This is a genomic window from Streptomyces lanatus (assembly GCF_014655715.1).
GTDB classification, from domain to species: Bacteria; Actinomycetota; Actinomycetes; order Streptomycetales; family Streptomycetaceae; genus Streptomyces; species Streptomyces lanatus.
Map to the genome: position 1 here is coordinate 15,155 of NZ_BNBM01000014.1, position 15,920 is coordinate 31,074.

The window sequence follows — 15,920 nt, forward strand, 5'->3', positions numbered from 1 at the left end:
GGCGGGGCCGGGCGGGGTAGCCGCGTCGGCATGGACTACAGCGTGGTTGCCGTGGCGCGGGAGGACGACAGTGCGATCGATGAGCCGCTGCGGGTGGCGGCGGTCGCCGATCGGCTCGGGTATCGCGAGGTGTGGGCGGGGGAGGGGCCGACCTGGGACTCCTTCGTGCTCGCCACCGCGATCGGGCGGGCCACCGAGCGGGTCGCGCTGACGGCCGGTCCGGTGGCGGTGTCGGTGCGCGACGCGTTCGGGATCGCGCGGGGTGCCGCGTCGGTCGCGGCGCTCGTGGGCAGGCCGGTGGGGGTGGCGCTCGGGACGTCCAGCGTGCGTGTCGTCGAGGGGGTGCACGGGGTGCCGCGGGTGCGGCCCGCGGCGGCGATGGAGGCCTCCGCGGCGGCCGTACGCGGCTTCCTGCACGGCGAGCCGGGCGAACCGGTAGCCCCCGGCAGCACCTTCAGGCGCCGCCTCCCGCCGCCGGGCGGGCCCCTCACCGTGGCGGCGTTCGGGGACCGCGCCATCGCCACGGCCGCCGCGCACGCCGACCGGATGCTGCTCGACATCGTCTCGCCGGACCAGGTCCGCATGCTGCGGGGCAAGCTCGACGCGGCGGCCGACCGCGTGGGCCGTACGCCGACGCTGGCCGCCTGGCTGCCGGTCGCCGTCGATCCCGACCCCGCCTCCCTCGCCCAGGTCCTGCGGAGCATCGCCGGGTATCTCACCGTCCCCGGCTACAGCGACATGTTCGAGGCGGCCGGCTTCGGGGAGGCGGTCGAACTGGCCCGCAGCGGAGCCGACCCCGACACCCTCCTGCGGGCCCTGCCCGCCGCCGCGGCCGGCACGGTCGGCCTGGTGGGCGACCAGGACGCCATACGCGCGCGTGCCGAGGAGTACGCCGAGGCGGGGCTGGACGAGATCGCCCTGGTGCCGGCGACGGCGGGGGATCCGGGCGGGGAGCGGACGCTTACGGCGCTCAGGCCGGCCTGATGTTGTGGTTGAAACGGAAGACGTTGTCGGGGTCGTAGCGGCGCTTCAGGTCGGCCATTCTGCGTGTGTTCCCGGTGCCCACTCCGGCCACGACGCGTTCGGCGCCCTCGTCCCCGATGAAGTTGAGGTAGACCGCGCCGGTGCTCCATGGCTGGGCCTCGGCGCGGACGTCGCGGACCCACTGGATGCAGCGCTCGTCGTCCGCGGGGTCCTCCCAGATCCCGAAGGGGTGCACGGCCCAGGGCGCGTCGCGGTAGGGCACGGGGTATTCGTGCGGGCCGGCGGCGATCGCCCCGCCCAGGGGCAACAGGACGTGGATGGTGGGGGTCGGCGACGGGATGGACTCGCCGCGGGCGCAGAACGTGTCCACGTAGGCGTCGGGCGCGCCCGTCAGGTACTCCGCCGACCAGTAGTTCCGCATCCCCGGCGGATCGTCGAGCATGCACTGGACGTCTGCGTACGGCATCGCCCCGACGACCTCGGACTCGTGCGGCAGCGCCAGCAGCGGCTCGGCCAGCTTGCGCATGTCCTCCTCGGCCCCGACGTACGTCAGCAGCGCACCGAACAGACGCGTGCCGACCAGGTGCGGCGGCACGAACTCCTCGGGCGGGCCGGTGAGATACAGCACCGCGCCGCTCGCCTCGTCCGGGGCCGTGGTGATGAGGTCGCGATAGGTGCGGGTGACCTCGGGGGCGAACTCGGGGAGGTACAGCACCAGCGCGATGGAGAACTCCGGCAGCTCGTGCAGCTTCAGCGTCAGCGCGGTCGCCACGCCGAAGTTGCCGCCACCGCCGTGCAGGCCCCAGAACAGCTCCGGGTTCTCGTCGGCGCTGGCGTGCACCCGCTCGCCCTCCGCGGTGACGAGTTCGACGCCGAGCAGATTGTCCACGGCCAGTCCGCACCAGCGGTCCAGCCAGCCGGAGCCGCCGCCGAGGACGAAGCCGCCGACGCCGGTCGTGGAGGCCCGGCCGCCGGTCGTGGCGAGGGCGTGCGGCTGGCAGGCGCGGTCCAGATCGCTCATCGTGGCCCCGCCCGCGACCCGCACCGCCTCGGCCGCGGGATCGACGGAGACCGCGCGCATGTGCCGCAGGTCGACCACCAGACCGCCGTCGTTGACGGCACTGCCCGCCACACTGTGCCCACCGCCGCGCACCGCGATATTGAGGTCCAGGTCCCTGCCGAACCGCACCGCCCGTACGACGTCGTCCTCGTCCACGCACTGGGCGATGACCGCGGGCCGGCGGTCGATCATCGCGTTGAAGACGGCCCGGGCGTCGTCGTAGCCCGGATCCGACGGGGCGAACACGTCGCCGACCAGATCCTCGCGCAGCGCGGCGAGGGCCGCGCCCGCCTTCGATGGGGAGGCCATGGGGCGCCCCCTTCCGTACAGGGGCTGATGGCTTCCAGCGTAGGCAGGCTTCGGCTCGCGGTCCTGTTCAGCCGCCGTAGGCCCCCGACGCCGTCAGGCGCAGGGCGGTGTCGATCAGCGGGACGTGGCTGAAGGCCTGCGGGAAGTTGCCGACCTGGCGCTGCAGGGCCGGATCCCACTCCTCGGCCAGCAGACCGAGGTCGTTGCGCAGCGACAGCAGCTTCTCGAACAGCTTGCGGGCCTCGTCGACGCGGCCGATCATCGCCAGGTCGTCCGCCATCCAGAACGAGCAGGCCAGGAAGGCGCCCTCGTCGCCGGGGAGGCCGTCGACGCCCTTGCTCTCGCCCTCGGTGGGGTAGCGCAGGATGAAGCCGTCCGAGGTGGACAGCTCGCGCTGGATCGCCTCGATGGTGCCGATCACGCGCTTGTCGTCCGGCGGCAGGAAGCCCATCTGCGGGATCAGCAGCAGGGAGGCGTCCAGCTCCTTGGAGCCGTACGACTGCGTGAAGGTGTTGCGCTCCTTGTCGTAGCCCTTGTCGCACACGTCCCGGTGGATCTCGTCGCGCAGTTCCTTCCAGCGCTCCAGCGGGCCGTCCGCGTCCCCGGACTCGATGAGCTTGATGGTGCGGTCGACGGCGACCCAGGCCATCACCTTGGAGTGCACGAAGTGGCGGCGCGGGCCGCGCACCTCCCAGATGCCCTCGTCCGGCTCCTGCCAGTGGTCCTCCAGGTAGCGGATCAGCTTGAGCTGGAGCACCGAGGCGTAGTCGTTGCGCGCGAGCCCCGTCATATGGGCCAGGTGCAGGGCCTCGGTGACCTCGCCGTAGACGTCCAGCTGGAGCTGGTGCGCGGCGCCGTTGCCGACCCTGACCGGCGCGGAGTTCTCGTAGCCGGGCAGCCAGTCCAGCTCGGCCTCGCCCAGCTCGCGCTCACCGGCGATGCCGTACATGATCTGCAGGTTCTCCGGGTCGCCCGCGACCGCCCTGAGCAGCCACTCGCGCCAGGCGCGGGCCTCCTCGCGGTAGCCGGTGCGCAGGAGGGAGGAGAGGGTGATCGCCGCGTCGCGAAGCCAGGTGTAGCGGTAGTCCCAGTTGCGGACGCCGCCGATGTCCTCCGGCAGGGAGGTCGTCGGGGCCGCGACGATGCCGCCCGTCGGGGCGTAGGTCAGGGCCTTCAGCGTGATCAGGGAGCGGATCACCGCCTCACGGTACGGGCCGTGGTACGTGCAGTGCTCGACCCACTCGCGCCAGAAGTCCTCCGTCGCCTCCAGCGACTGCTCCGGCTCGGGCAGCGCCGGGGGCTGCTTGTGCGAGGGCTCCCAGGAGATCGTGAACGCGATCCGCTCACCCGGGGCGACCGTGAAGTCCGAGTATGTCGTCAGCGACTTGCCGTAGGTCTCGGCCTCCGTGTCGAACCACACAGAGTCCGGGCCCGCGACGGCGACCGTACGGCCCTCGTGCTTGTGCACCCAGGGCACCACCCGGCCGTAGGAGAAACGCATCCTGAGCGTCGAGCGCATCGGCACGCGGCCCGAGACGCCCTCCACGATGCGGATCAGCTGGGGCGCGCCGTCACGCGGCGGCATGAAGTCGATCACTCGGACCGTGCCGCGCGGCGTGTCCCACTCGGACTCCAGGATCAGGGAGTCGCCGCGGTAGCTGCGCCGGGCCGCGGTGGGCGGCTCGGAGTCCGAGGCGTGCGCGGGGCCGAGCCGCCAGAAACCGTGCTCCTCGGTGCCCAGCAGGCCGGCGAAGATGGCATGCGAGTCGAAGCGGGGCAGGCACAGCCAGTCCACTGTGCCGTCCCGGCAGACCAGTGCGGCGGTCTGCATGTCTCCGATGAGTGCGTAGTCTTCGATGCGCCCGGCCACGTGCAACTCCAGTCGAACGGCCACGTCACCCCCCTTTGTGCAACAGGGGGCTCTCGCTTAGTGCGGTCAAGGGGTGGGTTTTGTAATGCGTCGTTGAGCGCTGAAGCAAAGCAGTCGTCTCGGCCGTAAGGCAAAACGACGGTCTCCGCTCAGCAATCTCTGCTCAACGAACTGACGAGCTCTCGTTGTTCCGGTGGTTACGGGCGAGGGGTGGTGCCGTGTTGCCGGCCGGGCTCGGCAGCGAATGTCCGAGCAGGATACGACGCACGTAGATGATCTGCGTGCCGCTCCGGGCAACCCGGGTCCGCCGAACGGGTGAGCAATGGGTGAGCGATGGGTGGGAAACCGGTGAGGCGTGCGGATCCGTGCCGGCTCGTGTGCGGAGCGTGGCCGGAAGTCATCGGTCTTAGTCGCTGATACCCTGGTAGCCCGTGGACCGGTGGGCGTGAAGACCCCCGAACCGCACTTCAAGATCGCGACCACGGGAGCCCCCTCTTGGCCATGCCAAAATCCACGACGACCAAGCACATCTTCGTCACCGGGGGTGTCGCCTCCTCGCTCGGCAAGGGCCTGACGGCCTCCAGCCTCGGCATGCTGCTCAAGGCGCGGGGTCTGCGCGTCGTGATGCAGAAGCTCGACCCGTACCTCAATGTCGACCCTGGCACGATGAACCCCTTCCAGCACGGCGAGGTGTTCGTCACCAACGACGGCGCCGAGACCGACCTGGACATCGGCCACTACGAGCGGTTCCTCGACCGTGACCTGGACGGTTCGGCGAACGTCACCACCGGCCAGGTGTACTCGACGGTGATCGCCAAGGAGCGGCGCGGCGAGTACCTCGGCGACACCGTGCAGGTCATCCCGCACATCACCAACGAGATCAAGCACCGCATCCGCCGCATGGCGACCGACGAGGTCGACGTCGTGATCACGGAGGTCGGCGGCACGGTCGGCGACATCGAGTCGCTGCCGTTCCTGGAGACCGTCCGCCAGGTCCGTCACGAGGTCGGTCGTGACAACGTCTTCGTCGTCCACATCTCGCTCCTGCCGTACATCGGCCCCTCGGGAGAGCTGAAGACGAAGCCGACCCAGCACTCGGTTGCGGCACTGCGCAACATCGGTATCCAGCCGGACGCGATCGTGCTGCGCTGCGACCGCGAGGTGCCGACCGCGATCAAGCGCAAGATCAGCCTGATGTGCGACGTCGACGAGGCCGCCGTGGTGGCCTGTCCCGACGCCCGGTCCATCTACGACATCCCGAAGACCGTGCACGGCGAGGGCCTGGACGCCTATGTCGTCCGCAAGCTGGACCTGCCGTTCCGCGACGTGGACTGGACGACCTGGGACGACCTGCTCGACCGCGTCCACAACCCCGACCACGAGATCACCCTCGCCCTGGTCGGCAAGTACATCGACCTGCCCGACGCCTACCTCTCGGTCACCGAGGCGCTGCGCGCGGGCGGCTTCGCCAACAAGGCCCGCGTCAAGATCAAGTGGGTCACCTCCGACGACTGCAAGACCCCGGCCGGCGCCAAGCAGCAGCTCGGCGACGTCGACGGCATCTGCATCCCGGGCGGCTTCGGCGACCGCGGTGTGCTCGGCAAGGTCGGCGCGATCAAGTACGCCCGCGAGAACAAGATCCCGCTGCTCGGGCTGTGCCTGGGCCTGCAGTGCATCGTGATCGAGGCGGCCCGCAACCTCGCCGACATCTCCGACGCCAACTCCACCGAGTTCGACCCGGCGACCTCCCACCCGGTCATCTCCACCATGGCCGAGCAGCTCGACATCGTCGCCGGTGAGGGCGACATGGGCGGCACCATGCGGCTCGGCATGTACCCGGCCAAGCTGGCCGAGGGCTCCATCGTGCGCGAGGTGTACGACGGCAAGGAGTACGTCGAGGAGCGGCACCGTCACCGCTACGAGGTCAACAACGCCTACCGCGCGGAGCTGGAGAAGAAGGCGGGCATCCAGTTCTCCGGCACGTCGCCGGACGGCAAGCTCGTCGAGTACGTGGAGTACCCGCGCGAGGTCCACCCCTACCTGGTGGCCACGCAGGCCCACCCCGAGCTGCGCTCGCGCCCGACGCGCCCGCACGCGCTGTTCGCCGGCCTGGTGAAGGCGTCGGTCGAGCGCAAGAATTCGAAGTAACACGACAGTTGTACGGTGGCCGGGGTGCAAACCTTCAAAGGTTGGCACCCCGGTTTTTCTTTGCGCACGTGGAAGGGCAGGGCATGACGATCAAGGACACCCCGGAGGAGTGGGAGATCCGGGCGACGGACACCCCCTTCGTGGGCAACAAGACCTCCGTCCGCACGGACGACGTGGTCATGCCCGACGGGTCGGTCGTACGGCGCGACTACCAGGTCCACCCCGGCTCGGTCGGCGTCCTCGCCCTCGACGACCAGGACCGGGTCCTGCTCATCAAGCAGTACCGCCACCCCGTGCGCCAGAAGCTGTGGGAGATCCCGGCAGGCCTGCTCGACGTCCCCGGCGAGAACCCGCTGCACGCCGCCCAGCGCGAGCTGTACGAGGAGGCGCACGTCAAGGCCGAGGACTGGCGGGTGCTGACGGACGTCTACACCACCGCGGGCGGCTGCGACGAGGCCGTACGGATCTTCCTCGCCCGGAATCTGTCCGAGGCGGAGGGGGAGCGGTTCGAGGTGGAGGACGAGGAGGCGGACCTGGAGCACGCGCGGGTGCCGGTGTCCGAGCTGGTGCGGGGGGTGCTGGCGGGCGAGCTGCATAACAACTGCCTTGTTGTGGGGGTGCTGTCTTTGGTTGCCGCGCGGGCGGGTGATGGGCTTGACGCGTTGCGTCCGGCGGGGGCGGCTTGGCCTGCGAGGCCGTTTGAGGTGTAGGCCGGGGGCTCTGTTCGGGCGCGGCGCCGTCGTGGCCGGTCGCGCCCGCGGCGGAGCCGCATATTGACACAGCCCCGCGCCCCTTCCACCGGCGCCGCTCGACCCCGAGTCCTACGATCTGTTGATCCGATCGGGCGACGTCCCGCCATGCCCGCCTCGCTCCGCCCGGAACGTAGCAGAGCGTGAACTAGGCTCTGATATACGCCCGAACCGGAGTCCCGGCGGGCTTGCGCGTGCGTGGGACGGGAGTGTGGCCCGTGACGGATCAGGTGGTGGACACAGGCGGCGTGCAGGTGTCGGCACGGACCTCCGACGGGAACCAATTCCTGGGCCGTACCCGCGAGTTGAAGGAGCTGCGCGCCGACATCGAGCGCGCGGGTCTGGACACCCTCTCCGGCCGCAAGGCGCCACGCGCGCGTGTGCTGCTCATCGCCGGCCGCCCCGGCTCGGGCCGCACCTCGCTCGCCGAGGAACTGGCACGCCAGGTCGGGGACGACTACCCCGACGGTGTCCTGCGCGCCCGGCTGACCGACCCCGACGGCACCCCCGTCCCCGTCGAGCGCACCGCTCGCGAACTGCTCGGCGCCCTGGACCGGCCGACCCCGCCCGGCGCCGCCGAGGACGACCTCACGGCGGCCCTGCGCGAGGCGCTCGCCGACCGCCGGGTCCTGCTGCTGCTCGACGACGCGGCCGAGGCCGGGCAGGTCGACGCGCTGCTGCCGGACACCCCCGAGTGCCTGGCCGTCGCCGTCTCCGGCGGACCGCTCACCGGCATCTCCGACGTCCGACCCTGCACGCTGGGCGGCCTCGACACCAAGTCGGCCGTGGAGCTGCTGTCGCGGCACGCCGGGTCGGTCCGTATCACGGTCGACCCGCGGGCCGCCGAGGGCCTCGTCGAGGTGTGCCAGGGGCAGCCGGCCGCGCTGATGCTGGCGGGCGGATGGCTCGCCGCCCGGCCCAAGGCCGCCGTGGCCGACCTCGCCAAACAGCTGCGCGCCGAGGGCGAGGAGGGCAGCCCGCTCAGCCGGGTCTTCCGCCTCGCCTACACCGGCCTGCCGACGCCCGCCGCCCGGATACTGCGGCTGCTCTCCCTCGCTCCCGGCGGCCTCGTCGACCCGCACACCGCCTCCGCGCTGGCCGGCTCCTCGGTGGACAGCGCCCACACCACGCTGGACGACTTCGTCGGCCTCGGCATGCTGCACGCCGTCGACTCGCCGCTGCCCCAGTACGAGGTCCCGGCCTGTCTGCACCCGCTCCTGAAGGCCCTCACCGAGACCCAGGACCGCCCCGGAGAGCTGCAGCTCGCCCGCGCCCGGATGCTGGAGCGCACCGTACGGCTGCTGCAGTCGTGCCGGGCGATCACGGAGACCGACAGCCCCGAGACCCGGCAGAAACTCCTCGGGATGCCCCGCGCCCTGCGCTTCCCCAACCCCCGCGCGGCCGCCGACTGGCTGAGCATCCGGGGGCCCGCCCTGCTGGCCTCGGCCCGCACGGCGGTCGCCGACGGCGAGCTGGACACCCTCGCGAGACGCCTTATGTCCCAGCTGGTCAGGGCGATGGTCGCGCACTTCGGCACCCAGGCCGCCGCCCCCGACCTGTACGACATCCACCGCCTCGTCCTCGATGTCGCCGAGCGCCGGAAACTGCCCCGCGAGAAGGCAGCGGCCCTGCTGAACCTCGGCGACATCGACGCCCGGACGGGGCGCACCCGGGCGGCATTGGTGCGATTTCGGGCTGCGCTGGATGCCGGACGGGAAGGAAATGACCCGTACGCGGCCGGTCGCGCGATGGAATCCGTAGGCGGCGCCCATCTGGAGCTCGGGGACTACGACCGGGCCGCCGACTGGTTCGGCCGCGCCCTCGCCCAGCGGCTGGCCCGGGCCGAGCGGGCCGACGCCGCCCGGCTGTACGGCCGTATCGCCGAGGCCCACACCTATGCGGGCCGGTACGGCGAGGCGCTGCGCAACTGGCGGGCCGCGGTCTCCGGGCACCGCAAGAACGGCGATGTCGCGGGCCATGCGCGGGCGTTGAGCGAGCTCGCCCGGGTCCAGGAGTACGCCGGGCGGCCCGAGGAGTCGCTGCGCACCTGCCAGGAGGCGGTGGACTGCGCGCGGCGCGCCGAGGACCCGCGGCTGCAGGGAGCCCTGTACATGCGGCTCGCCGACACCCTGGACCGTCTCGGTGATCCCGCGGCGGCGCAGCTGCACCGGGGCGCGGCCGAGCGGATGCTGGGGGAGGAGGCCGAGAGCCCAGATGTGGCCGGGTCTGGGCCCGAGCAAGAGGGTTTCGAGCCGGAGGGAGACCCTGGTGCCTGCGAAATCCGTAGCGCATCTCCAGAAGATTGATGCAATGAAAGGCTAGACAGCGAGAACACCTTCATTAGACTGGCTCTGCCGCACCTTCTCCTGCGGTGTCTCCTGGTGTGCCCTGCACGCCTGGGTATGTATGGAAATGCCCCCACACCCTCTGAGCCAAGGACCGTGATCGACGTGAAGGTCGGCATCCCCCGCGAGGTCAAGAACAACGAGTTCCGGGTGGCCATCACCCCCGCCGGCGTGCACGAGCTGGTGCGCCACGGCCACCAGGTGGTCATCGAGCAGGGCGCCGGTATCGGCTCGTCCATCCCGGACGAGGAGTACGTCGCCGCCGGCGCGCAGATCCTCGGCACCGCCGACGAGGTGTGGGCCACCGCCGACCTGCTGCTGAAGGTCAAGGAGCCCATCGCCGAGGAGTACCACCGGCTCCGCAAGGACCAGACGCTTTTCACCTATCTGCACCTGGCCGCCTCCAAGGAGTGCACGGACGCCCTCATCGAGTCCGGCACCACGGCCATCGCCTACGAGACCGTCGAGCTGCCCTCCCGGGCCCTGCCGCTGCTCGCCCCGATGTCCGAGGTCGCGGGCCGCCTCGCCCCGCAGGTCGGCGCCTACCACCTGATGGCCGCCAACGGTGGCCGCGGTGTGCTGCCCGGCGGTGTCCCGGGCGTGCTGGCCGGCAAGGCCGTCGTCATCGGCGGCGGCGTCTCCGGCTGGAACGCCGCGCAGATCGCCATCGGCATGGGCTTCCACGTCACCCTGCTCGACAAGGACATCAACAAGCTCAAGGAAGCCGACAAGGTCTTCGGCACCAAGATCCAGACCGTCGTCTCCAACGCCTTCGAGCTGGAGAAGGCCTGCCTGGAGGCCGACCTCGTCATCGGCGCCGTCCTCATCCCGGGCGCCAAGGCCCCGAAGCTGGTCACCAACGAGCTGGTCTCCCGTATGAAGCCGGGAAGTGTCCTTGTCGACATCGCGATCGACCAGGGCGGCTGCTTCGAGGACTCGCGTCCGACGACCCACGCCGAGCCGACCTTCCCGGTCCACAACTCGGTCTTCTACTGCGTCGCCAACATGCCCGGCGCCGTGCCCAACACCTCCACCTACGCGCTCACCAACGCCACGCTGCCCTACATCGTCGAGCTGGCCAACAAGGGCTGGGTCGAGGCGCTGCGCCGTGACGCAGCGCTGGCCAAGGGCCTCAACACGCATGACGGCAAGGTGGTTTACCGCGAGGTCGCGGAGGCGCACGGCCTGGAGCACGTGGAGCTCGCGACGCTGCTCGACTGAGCCGTTCGCAAGGCCGATCGGACGGTCGATCGGCTAAGTCACTTTCTGATAAAGGCGATACGTCAACACCAGTCGTCAACCGTACGCACCCGGCCGGACCTTGCCCGAAAAGGTCCGGCCGGATGTGTGTATGGTCACTTTGCGACTCTCGGTCAACTCGCCTCGAACGCAACCCTTCGACCGATTCGCACACCCTTGAAACCTGCCGTGCGACGGCCGTACGCCCTTGACAGCGGGATGTTTCATTGTCGACACATCTGCCCGGTCCGGCGGATTGTGTTGCTGCGAACGCCCGACACGCCATAGAGTCGCCGACTGTCGGCATGGTGCCACGCTGACCTGTCTAGAAATTTCCTGGTCACCAAGGAGGTAAGACGACTTGTGAATGAGTCGACATTTTCTCCCGGGGGTGGTCAACCAGGAATGCCGGTACGGGGCCAGGGTCCCGCGGGATTCGAGGCTGTCGGCTCCGTCGCGGTGCGCACCTTCGCAGCCCACCAGAGTCACCTGACACCACGGGTGACTCAGCCAGCACACATGAGCATGGATGGCCATCACGTGAACGCCATGGCCGGCGACGGAAGTGGCGCGCCCCACAACCAACTCGCCGACTACGACGAACTGCCCGAGGGGCACTTCTACGACCCCGACGCGGAGTACGAGCCAGACCCCGAGTACGCGGCCACGCTCGCGCCCGACGCTGCCCGGCAGCGCCGTGAGCGCGTCGGCCCGACCGGGCGTCCGCTGCCGTACTTCCCGATCCCGGGTCCACTCACCGACCACGGCCCCGCGAAGATCATCGCGATGTGCAACCAGAAGGGCGGCGTCGGCAAGACGACGTCGACCATCAACCTGGGTGCGGCACTCGCGGAATACGGACGCCGGGTCCTGCTCGTCGACTTCGACCCTCAGGGCGCGCTCTCGGTCGGCCTCGGCGTGAATCCGATGGAGCTCGACCTCACCGTCTACAACCTGCTCATGGAGCGGGGCATGTCGGCGGACGAGGTGCTCCTGAAGACGGCGGTCCCCAACATGGACCTGCTGCCCAGCAACATCGACCTGTCGGCCGCGGAGGTCCAGCTCGTCTCCGAGGTCGCGCGTGAGTCGACGCTCCAGCGCGCCCTGAAGCCGCTGCTGCCCGACTACGACTTCATCGTGATCGACTGTCAGCCCTCGCTCGGTCTGCTCACGGTCAACGCGCTGACGGCCGCCCACAAGGTGATCGTGCCGCTGGAGTGCGAGTTCTTCGCGCTGCGCGGTGTGGCGCTGCTGACCGAGACCATCGAGAAGGTCCAGGAGCGGCTCAACCCGGAGCTGGAGCTCGACGGGATCCTCGCCACGATGTACGACTCGCGCACGGTCCACAGCCGCGAGGTGCTGGCCCGTGTGGTCGAGGCGTTCGACGATCACGTCTACCACACGGTCATCGGGCGCACGGTCCGCTTCCCGGAGACCACGGTCGCCGGTGAGCCGATCACCACGTACGCCTCCAACTCCGTCGGTGCCGCCGCCTATCGCCAGCTCGCCAGGGAGGTGCTCGCCCGGTGTCACGCCGAGTGAGTCTGCCGGGGGCCGACGAACTGTTCCGTACGACAGGGGGTATGGCGCTCCAGCCGTCCACTCCCCGGCGCCCCGCCAACGGCGAGGCCCGGGTACCGGCTCCCGCGGGGGAGAGCGACGCGGCCGCCGCCGCGGAGGACGCACCGCAGTCGGTGCCCGCGCAGGGCGGTGACGGCGACGGCGCGGAGCATGTGGCGGCCGACGCGGAGTCCGCCGACGCCGGTGAGTCGCGCAGCCGGTCCGCGGAGCGCTCCGCTCGGCGTCAAGGGGCGCAGGAAGGTTCTGCCGGTACGACCACGGCTGCCTCCGGCGCTTCCCCCTCCGCCGCCTCTTCCTCCAATTCCGGTGCCGCATCGCGCAAGCGCGGTCGGTCCGCCTCGCGTCGGCCCAGTGGCCGCGAACGGCACGACGAGAAGATCACCGTGTATGTCTCGGCCGAGGAGCTCATGGATCTGGAGCATGCCCGTCTGGTGCTCCGGGGTGAGCACGGGCTGGCCGTCGACCGTGGGCGGATCGTGCGTGAGGCGGTGGCCGTGGTCCTCGCGGATCTGGAGAGCCGCGGAGACGCCAGCATCCTGGTACGACGGCTTCGCGGGCGGTAGCGGTAGCCTGCGGGGGCTATGACCTCGAACGACGTTCCCATCCGCGGCGCCGGTGCCTCCGGTGGCCGTCGGCGTGTGCTGGGGCGGGGGCCGGGCGCTCCGCGGGTCGAGCCGGTCCTGTCGCCTGCTGCGGAGGCGGAGCGCGAGTCGTCGGAGGGCGTTGCCGGGCCGTCGGCAGAGGAGTCAGCGGAATCGCCGGCCGACCGGGTAGCCGAGCCACCTGCCGCAGAGACGGCCACACCGCCCGCCGAAGGGGTAGCCGAGCCGCGCGCCGCAGAGGCCGTGGCGGGTGTCGCTGAGTCGCTCGCTGAAGTGGCCGCGACGGTCGTTCCCGATCCGTCCGTCGTGGAGGCAGCGGCGGCCATGGGCGATCTGTCCGCCGAGCAAGCCGCAGCGGGCCTTGCCGAGCCCCCCGCCCCCGACCCCGAAGACCCCGGTGACGGTGTCTTCAAAGTGCGGCTTTCCAACTTCGAGGGGCCTTTCGACCTCCTCCTCCAGTTGATCTCCAAGCACAAGCTCGATGTCACCGAAGTCGCGTTGTCCAAGGTGACCGATGAGTTCATGGCGCACATCCGGGCCATGGGGCCGGACTGGGATCTGGATGAGACGACCGAGTTTCTGGTCGTCGCGGCGACGCTGCTCGATCTGAAGGCGGCCCGGCTGCTGCCCTCCGCCGAGGTGGAGGACGAGGCGGACCTCGCGTTGCTGGAGGCGCGGGATCTGTTGTTCGCGCGGCTGCTGCAGTACCGGGCGTACAAGCAGATCGCCGATATCTTCAGCCGGCGGCTCGACGACGAGGCGCGGCGCTATCCGCGGACCGTCGGGCTCGAACCGCACCATGCCGAGCTGTTGCCCGAGGTCGTCATCAGCATCGGGGCGGAAGGATTCGCCAAGCTCGCGGTGAAGGCGATGCAGCCCAAGCCGAAGCCACAGGTCTACGTCGATCACATCCACGCGCCGCTGGTCAGCGTGCAGGAGCAGGCCGGGATCGTCGTCGCGCGGCTGAAGGAGCTCGGGGAGGCCAGCTTCAGGGACCTGGTCCGGGACACCGACGACACCCTCACCGTCGTAGCGCGATTCCTGGCGCTGCTGGAGCTGTATCGGGAGAAGGCCGTGGCCCTCGACCAGGAGATCGCCCTGGGGGAGCTGGTCGTGCGGTGGACCGGTGGGGACGGGGATGACGCGCCCCAGGTGACCGATGAGTTCGACCGGCCGCCCGAGCTGCCGAAGGAGGAGGAGAAGGCGTGAGTGAGGAGACCACCGAGCTTCCGGCCGGGCTGCGCGGCGTCGCGGACCTCGATCTCAAGCCCGCCCTGGAGGCGATGCTGATGGTCGTGGACGAGCCCGCGACCGAGGAGCACCTCGCGAAGCTCCTGGAGCGGCCCAAGCGGCAGATCGCCAGGGCCCTGAGGGAACTCGCTGACGAGTACCTCACACAGGGCCGTGGCTTCGAGCTTCGGTTCGTCGCCGGTGGCTGGCGTTTCTACACCCGGCCCGAGTACGCAGCGGCCGTGGAGCGTCTCGTCCTGGAGGGGCAGACCGCGCGGCTCACCCAGGCCGCTCTGGAGACCCTCGCCGTCGTCGCGTACCGCCAGCCGGTCAGCCGTAGCCGGGTCTCCGCCGTGCGCGGAGTGAACTGCGACGGCGTGATGCGCACCCTCCTTCAGCGCGGGCTGATCGAGGAGGAGGGCACGGAACCCGAAACAGGTGCGATCCTGTACAGGACGACGAACTACTTCCTGGAGCGGATGGGCCTGCGCGGTCTGGACGAGCTCCCGGAGCTCGCGCCCTTCCTCCCGGAGGCGGAGGCGATCGAGGCCGAGACCCAGGAGGGCGTACCGTCGTTCGATCCGGACGCTCCGGATTCCGAGGACGCAGACGACAACTAGACGGAAATTTGATGCGAAGCAGCAGCGGCAGGAACAGCAGCGGAAACAACGGCGGGAGCCGTGGTGGCAACAGCGGCGGCCGCGGCGGGAGCAGTGGGGGCCGCGGTAACTACCGTGGCGCCGGCAATGCCCGCGACGACAAGCAGGGCGGCCGACCGAGGAAGCCCCGCCCCGAGGAGCGCCGCTACGACGTGGGCCCCGGCGCCTCCCCGGACGGCCCGAAGTCGGGGCGCGGTGCCTCGGCGCGCGGTGGCGCGAAGGGCGGGCCCCGGCAGGGCCAGGGCACCGGTCGGGGCCGTTCGGTTCCGGCGACCTCCCGTGAGTACGACGCGCGGGCCGAGGAGCGCAACCGCGAGCGCTACGCCGGCAAGAAGGACGTCAAGCTCCCCAAGACCTTCCCGGGCGCCGAGCAGGAGGGCGAGCGGCTGCAGAAGGTGCTCGCGCGGGCCGGTTACGGTTCCCGGCGCGCCTGCGAGGAGCTGATCGAGGACGCGCGGGTCGAGGTCAACGGCGAGATCGTGCTGGAGCAGGGGCTGCGCGTCGACCCCGAGAAGGACGAGATCAAGGTCGACGGGCTGACCGTCGCCACGCAGTCGTACCAGTTCTTCTCGCTCAACAAGCCCGCCGGTGTCGTCTCCACCATGGAGGATCCCGAGGGGCGGCAGTGCCTGGGCGACTACGTCACCAACCGTGAGACCCGGCTCTTCCACGTCGGGCGGCTCGACACCGAGACCGAGGGCGTCATCCTGCTCACCAACCACGGTGAGCTGGCCCATCGCCTCACCCACCCCAAGTACGGCGTGAAGAAGACCTACCTCGCGCACATCGTCGGCCCGATCCCGCGCGACCTGGGCAAGAAGCTCAAGGACGGCATCCAGCTGGAGGACGGCTACGCGCGCGCGGACCACTTCCGGGTCGTCGAGCAGACCGGAAAGAACTACCTGGTCGAGGTCACCCTGCACGAGGGCCGCAAGCACATCGTGCGCCGCATGCTCGCCGAGGCCGGGTTCCCCGTCGACAAGCTGGTGCGCGTCTCCTTCGGGCCGATCACCCTGGGCGACCAGAAGTCGGGCTGGCTGCGCCGGCTGTCCAACACCGAGGTCGGGATGCTGATGCAGGAAGTCGATCTGTAGACACCCGACTGTCTCGGCCGGTTCCGGAATCGCTCCGGGGCCGGCCGATT

12 protein-coding genes are annotated in these 15,920 nt (G+C 70.4%); 10 read left to right on the forward strand and 2 right to left on the reverse strand.

Going from position 1 to position 15,920, the window contains the following annotated elements; all coding sequences use genetic code 11:
* The first annotated feature begins 30 nt into the window (after positions 1 to 30).
* Complete coding sequence (locus IE325_RS30710; RefSeq protein ID WP_190073370.1) at positions 31 to 984, forward strand: LLM class F420-dependent oxidoreductase; 954 nt, start codon at positions 31 to 33, stop codon at positions 982 to 984.
* Here the strand turns inward: IE325_RS30710 and IE325_RS30715 are convergent.
* A complete protein-coding gene (locus IE325_RS30715; RefSeq protein ID WP_190073371.1) occupies positions 971 to 2,353 on the reverse strand; it encodes an FAD-binding oxidoreductase in 1,383 nt (460 codons plus the stop codon). The genes IE325_RS30710 and IE325_RS30715 overlap by 14 nt on opposite strands.
* Before the next feature lie 67 nt (positions 2,354 to 2,420).
* A complete protein-coding gene (locus tag IE325_RS30720; RefSeq protein ID WP_190073591.1) occupies positions 2,421 to 4,223 on the reverse strand; it encodes a glycoside hydrolase family 15 protein in 1,803 nt (600 codons plus the stop codon).
* 501 nt (positions 4,224 to 4,724) lie between these two features.
* On the opposite strand from IE325_RS30720, the gene pyrG reads away from it, so the two are divergent.
* From pyrG to IE325_RS30765, 9 genes are all read left to right on the forward strand, one after another.
* Positions 4,725 to 6,371: a CTP synthase gene (gene pyrG, locus IE325_RS30725; protein WP_190073372.1), complete on the forward strand. Its 1,647-nt coding sequence runs from the start codon at positions 4,725 to 4,727 to the stop codon at positions 6,369 to 6,371.
* Between the two features lie 83 nt (positions 6,372 to 6,454).
* Positions 6,455 to 7,081 carry an NUDIX domain-containing protein gene (locus IE325_RS30730; protein WP_190073373.1) on the forward strand — a complete coding sequence of 209 codons (627 nt, stop codon included), beginning with the start codon at positions 6,455 to 6,457 and terminating at the stop codon, positions 7,079 to 7,081.
* Positions 7,082 to 7,338: 257 nt separating this feature from the next.
* Positions 7,339 to 9,426, forward strand: coding sequence for a tetratricopeptide repeat protein (locus tag IE325_RS30735; RefSeq protein WP_190073374.1), 2,088 nt, complete (start codon positions 7,339 to 7,341; stop codon positions 9,424 to 9,426).
* Between the two features lie 135 nt (positions 9,427 to 9,561).
* Positions 9,562 to 10,686, forward strand: a complete 1,125-nt coding sequence (gene ald / locus IE325_RS30740) for an alanine dehydrogenase (protein ID WP_190073375.1) — start codon at positions 9,562 to 9,564, stop codon at positions 10,684 to 10,686.
* A 423-nt stretch (positions 10,687 to 11,109) separates the two neighbouring features.
* Complete coding sequence (locus IE325_RS30745; protein WP_190073376.1) at positions 11,110 to 12,246, forward strand: ParA family protein; 1,137 nt, start codon at positions 11,110 to 11,112, stop codon at positions 12,244 to 12,246.
* Positions 12,231 to 12,848, forward strand: coding sequence for a hypothetical protein (locus IE325_RS30750; RefSeq protein ID WP_190073377.1), 618 nt, complete (start codon positions 12,231 to 12,233; stop codon positions 12,846 to 12,848). Before IE325_RS30745 ends, IE325_RS30750 begins: the two co-directional genes overlap by 16 nt.
* Before the next feature lie 18 nt (positions 12,849 to 12,866).
* Positions 12,867 to 14,096 (forward strand): segregation and condensation protein A, encoded by a 1,230-nt coding sequence (locus IE325_RS30755; RefSeq protein ID WP_190073378.1) that lies wholly within the window; start codon positions 12,867 to 12,869, stop codon positions 14,094 to 14,096.
* Positions 14,093 to 14,737: an SMC-Scp complex subunit ScpB gene (gene scpB / locus IE325_RS30760; protein WP_190073379.1), complete on the forward strand. Its 645-nt coding sequence runs from the start codon at positions 14,093 to 14,095 to the stop codon at positions 14,735 to 14,737. Before IE325_RS30755 ends, scpB begins: the two co-directional genes overlap by 4 nt.
* A gap of 11 nt (positions 14,738 to 14,748) precedes the next feature.
* Entirely contained in the window at positions 14,749 to 15,870 is a 1,122-nt protein-coding gene (locus IE325_RS30765; RefSeq protein WP_190073380.1) for a pseudouridine synthase, read from the forward strand.
* The last annotated feature ends 50 nt before the right edge of the window (positions 15,871 to 15,920 follow it).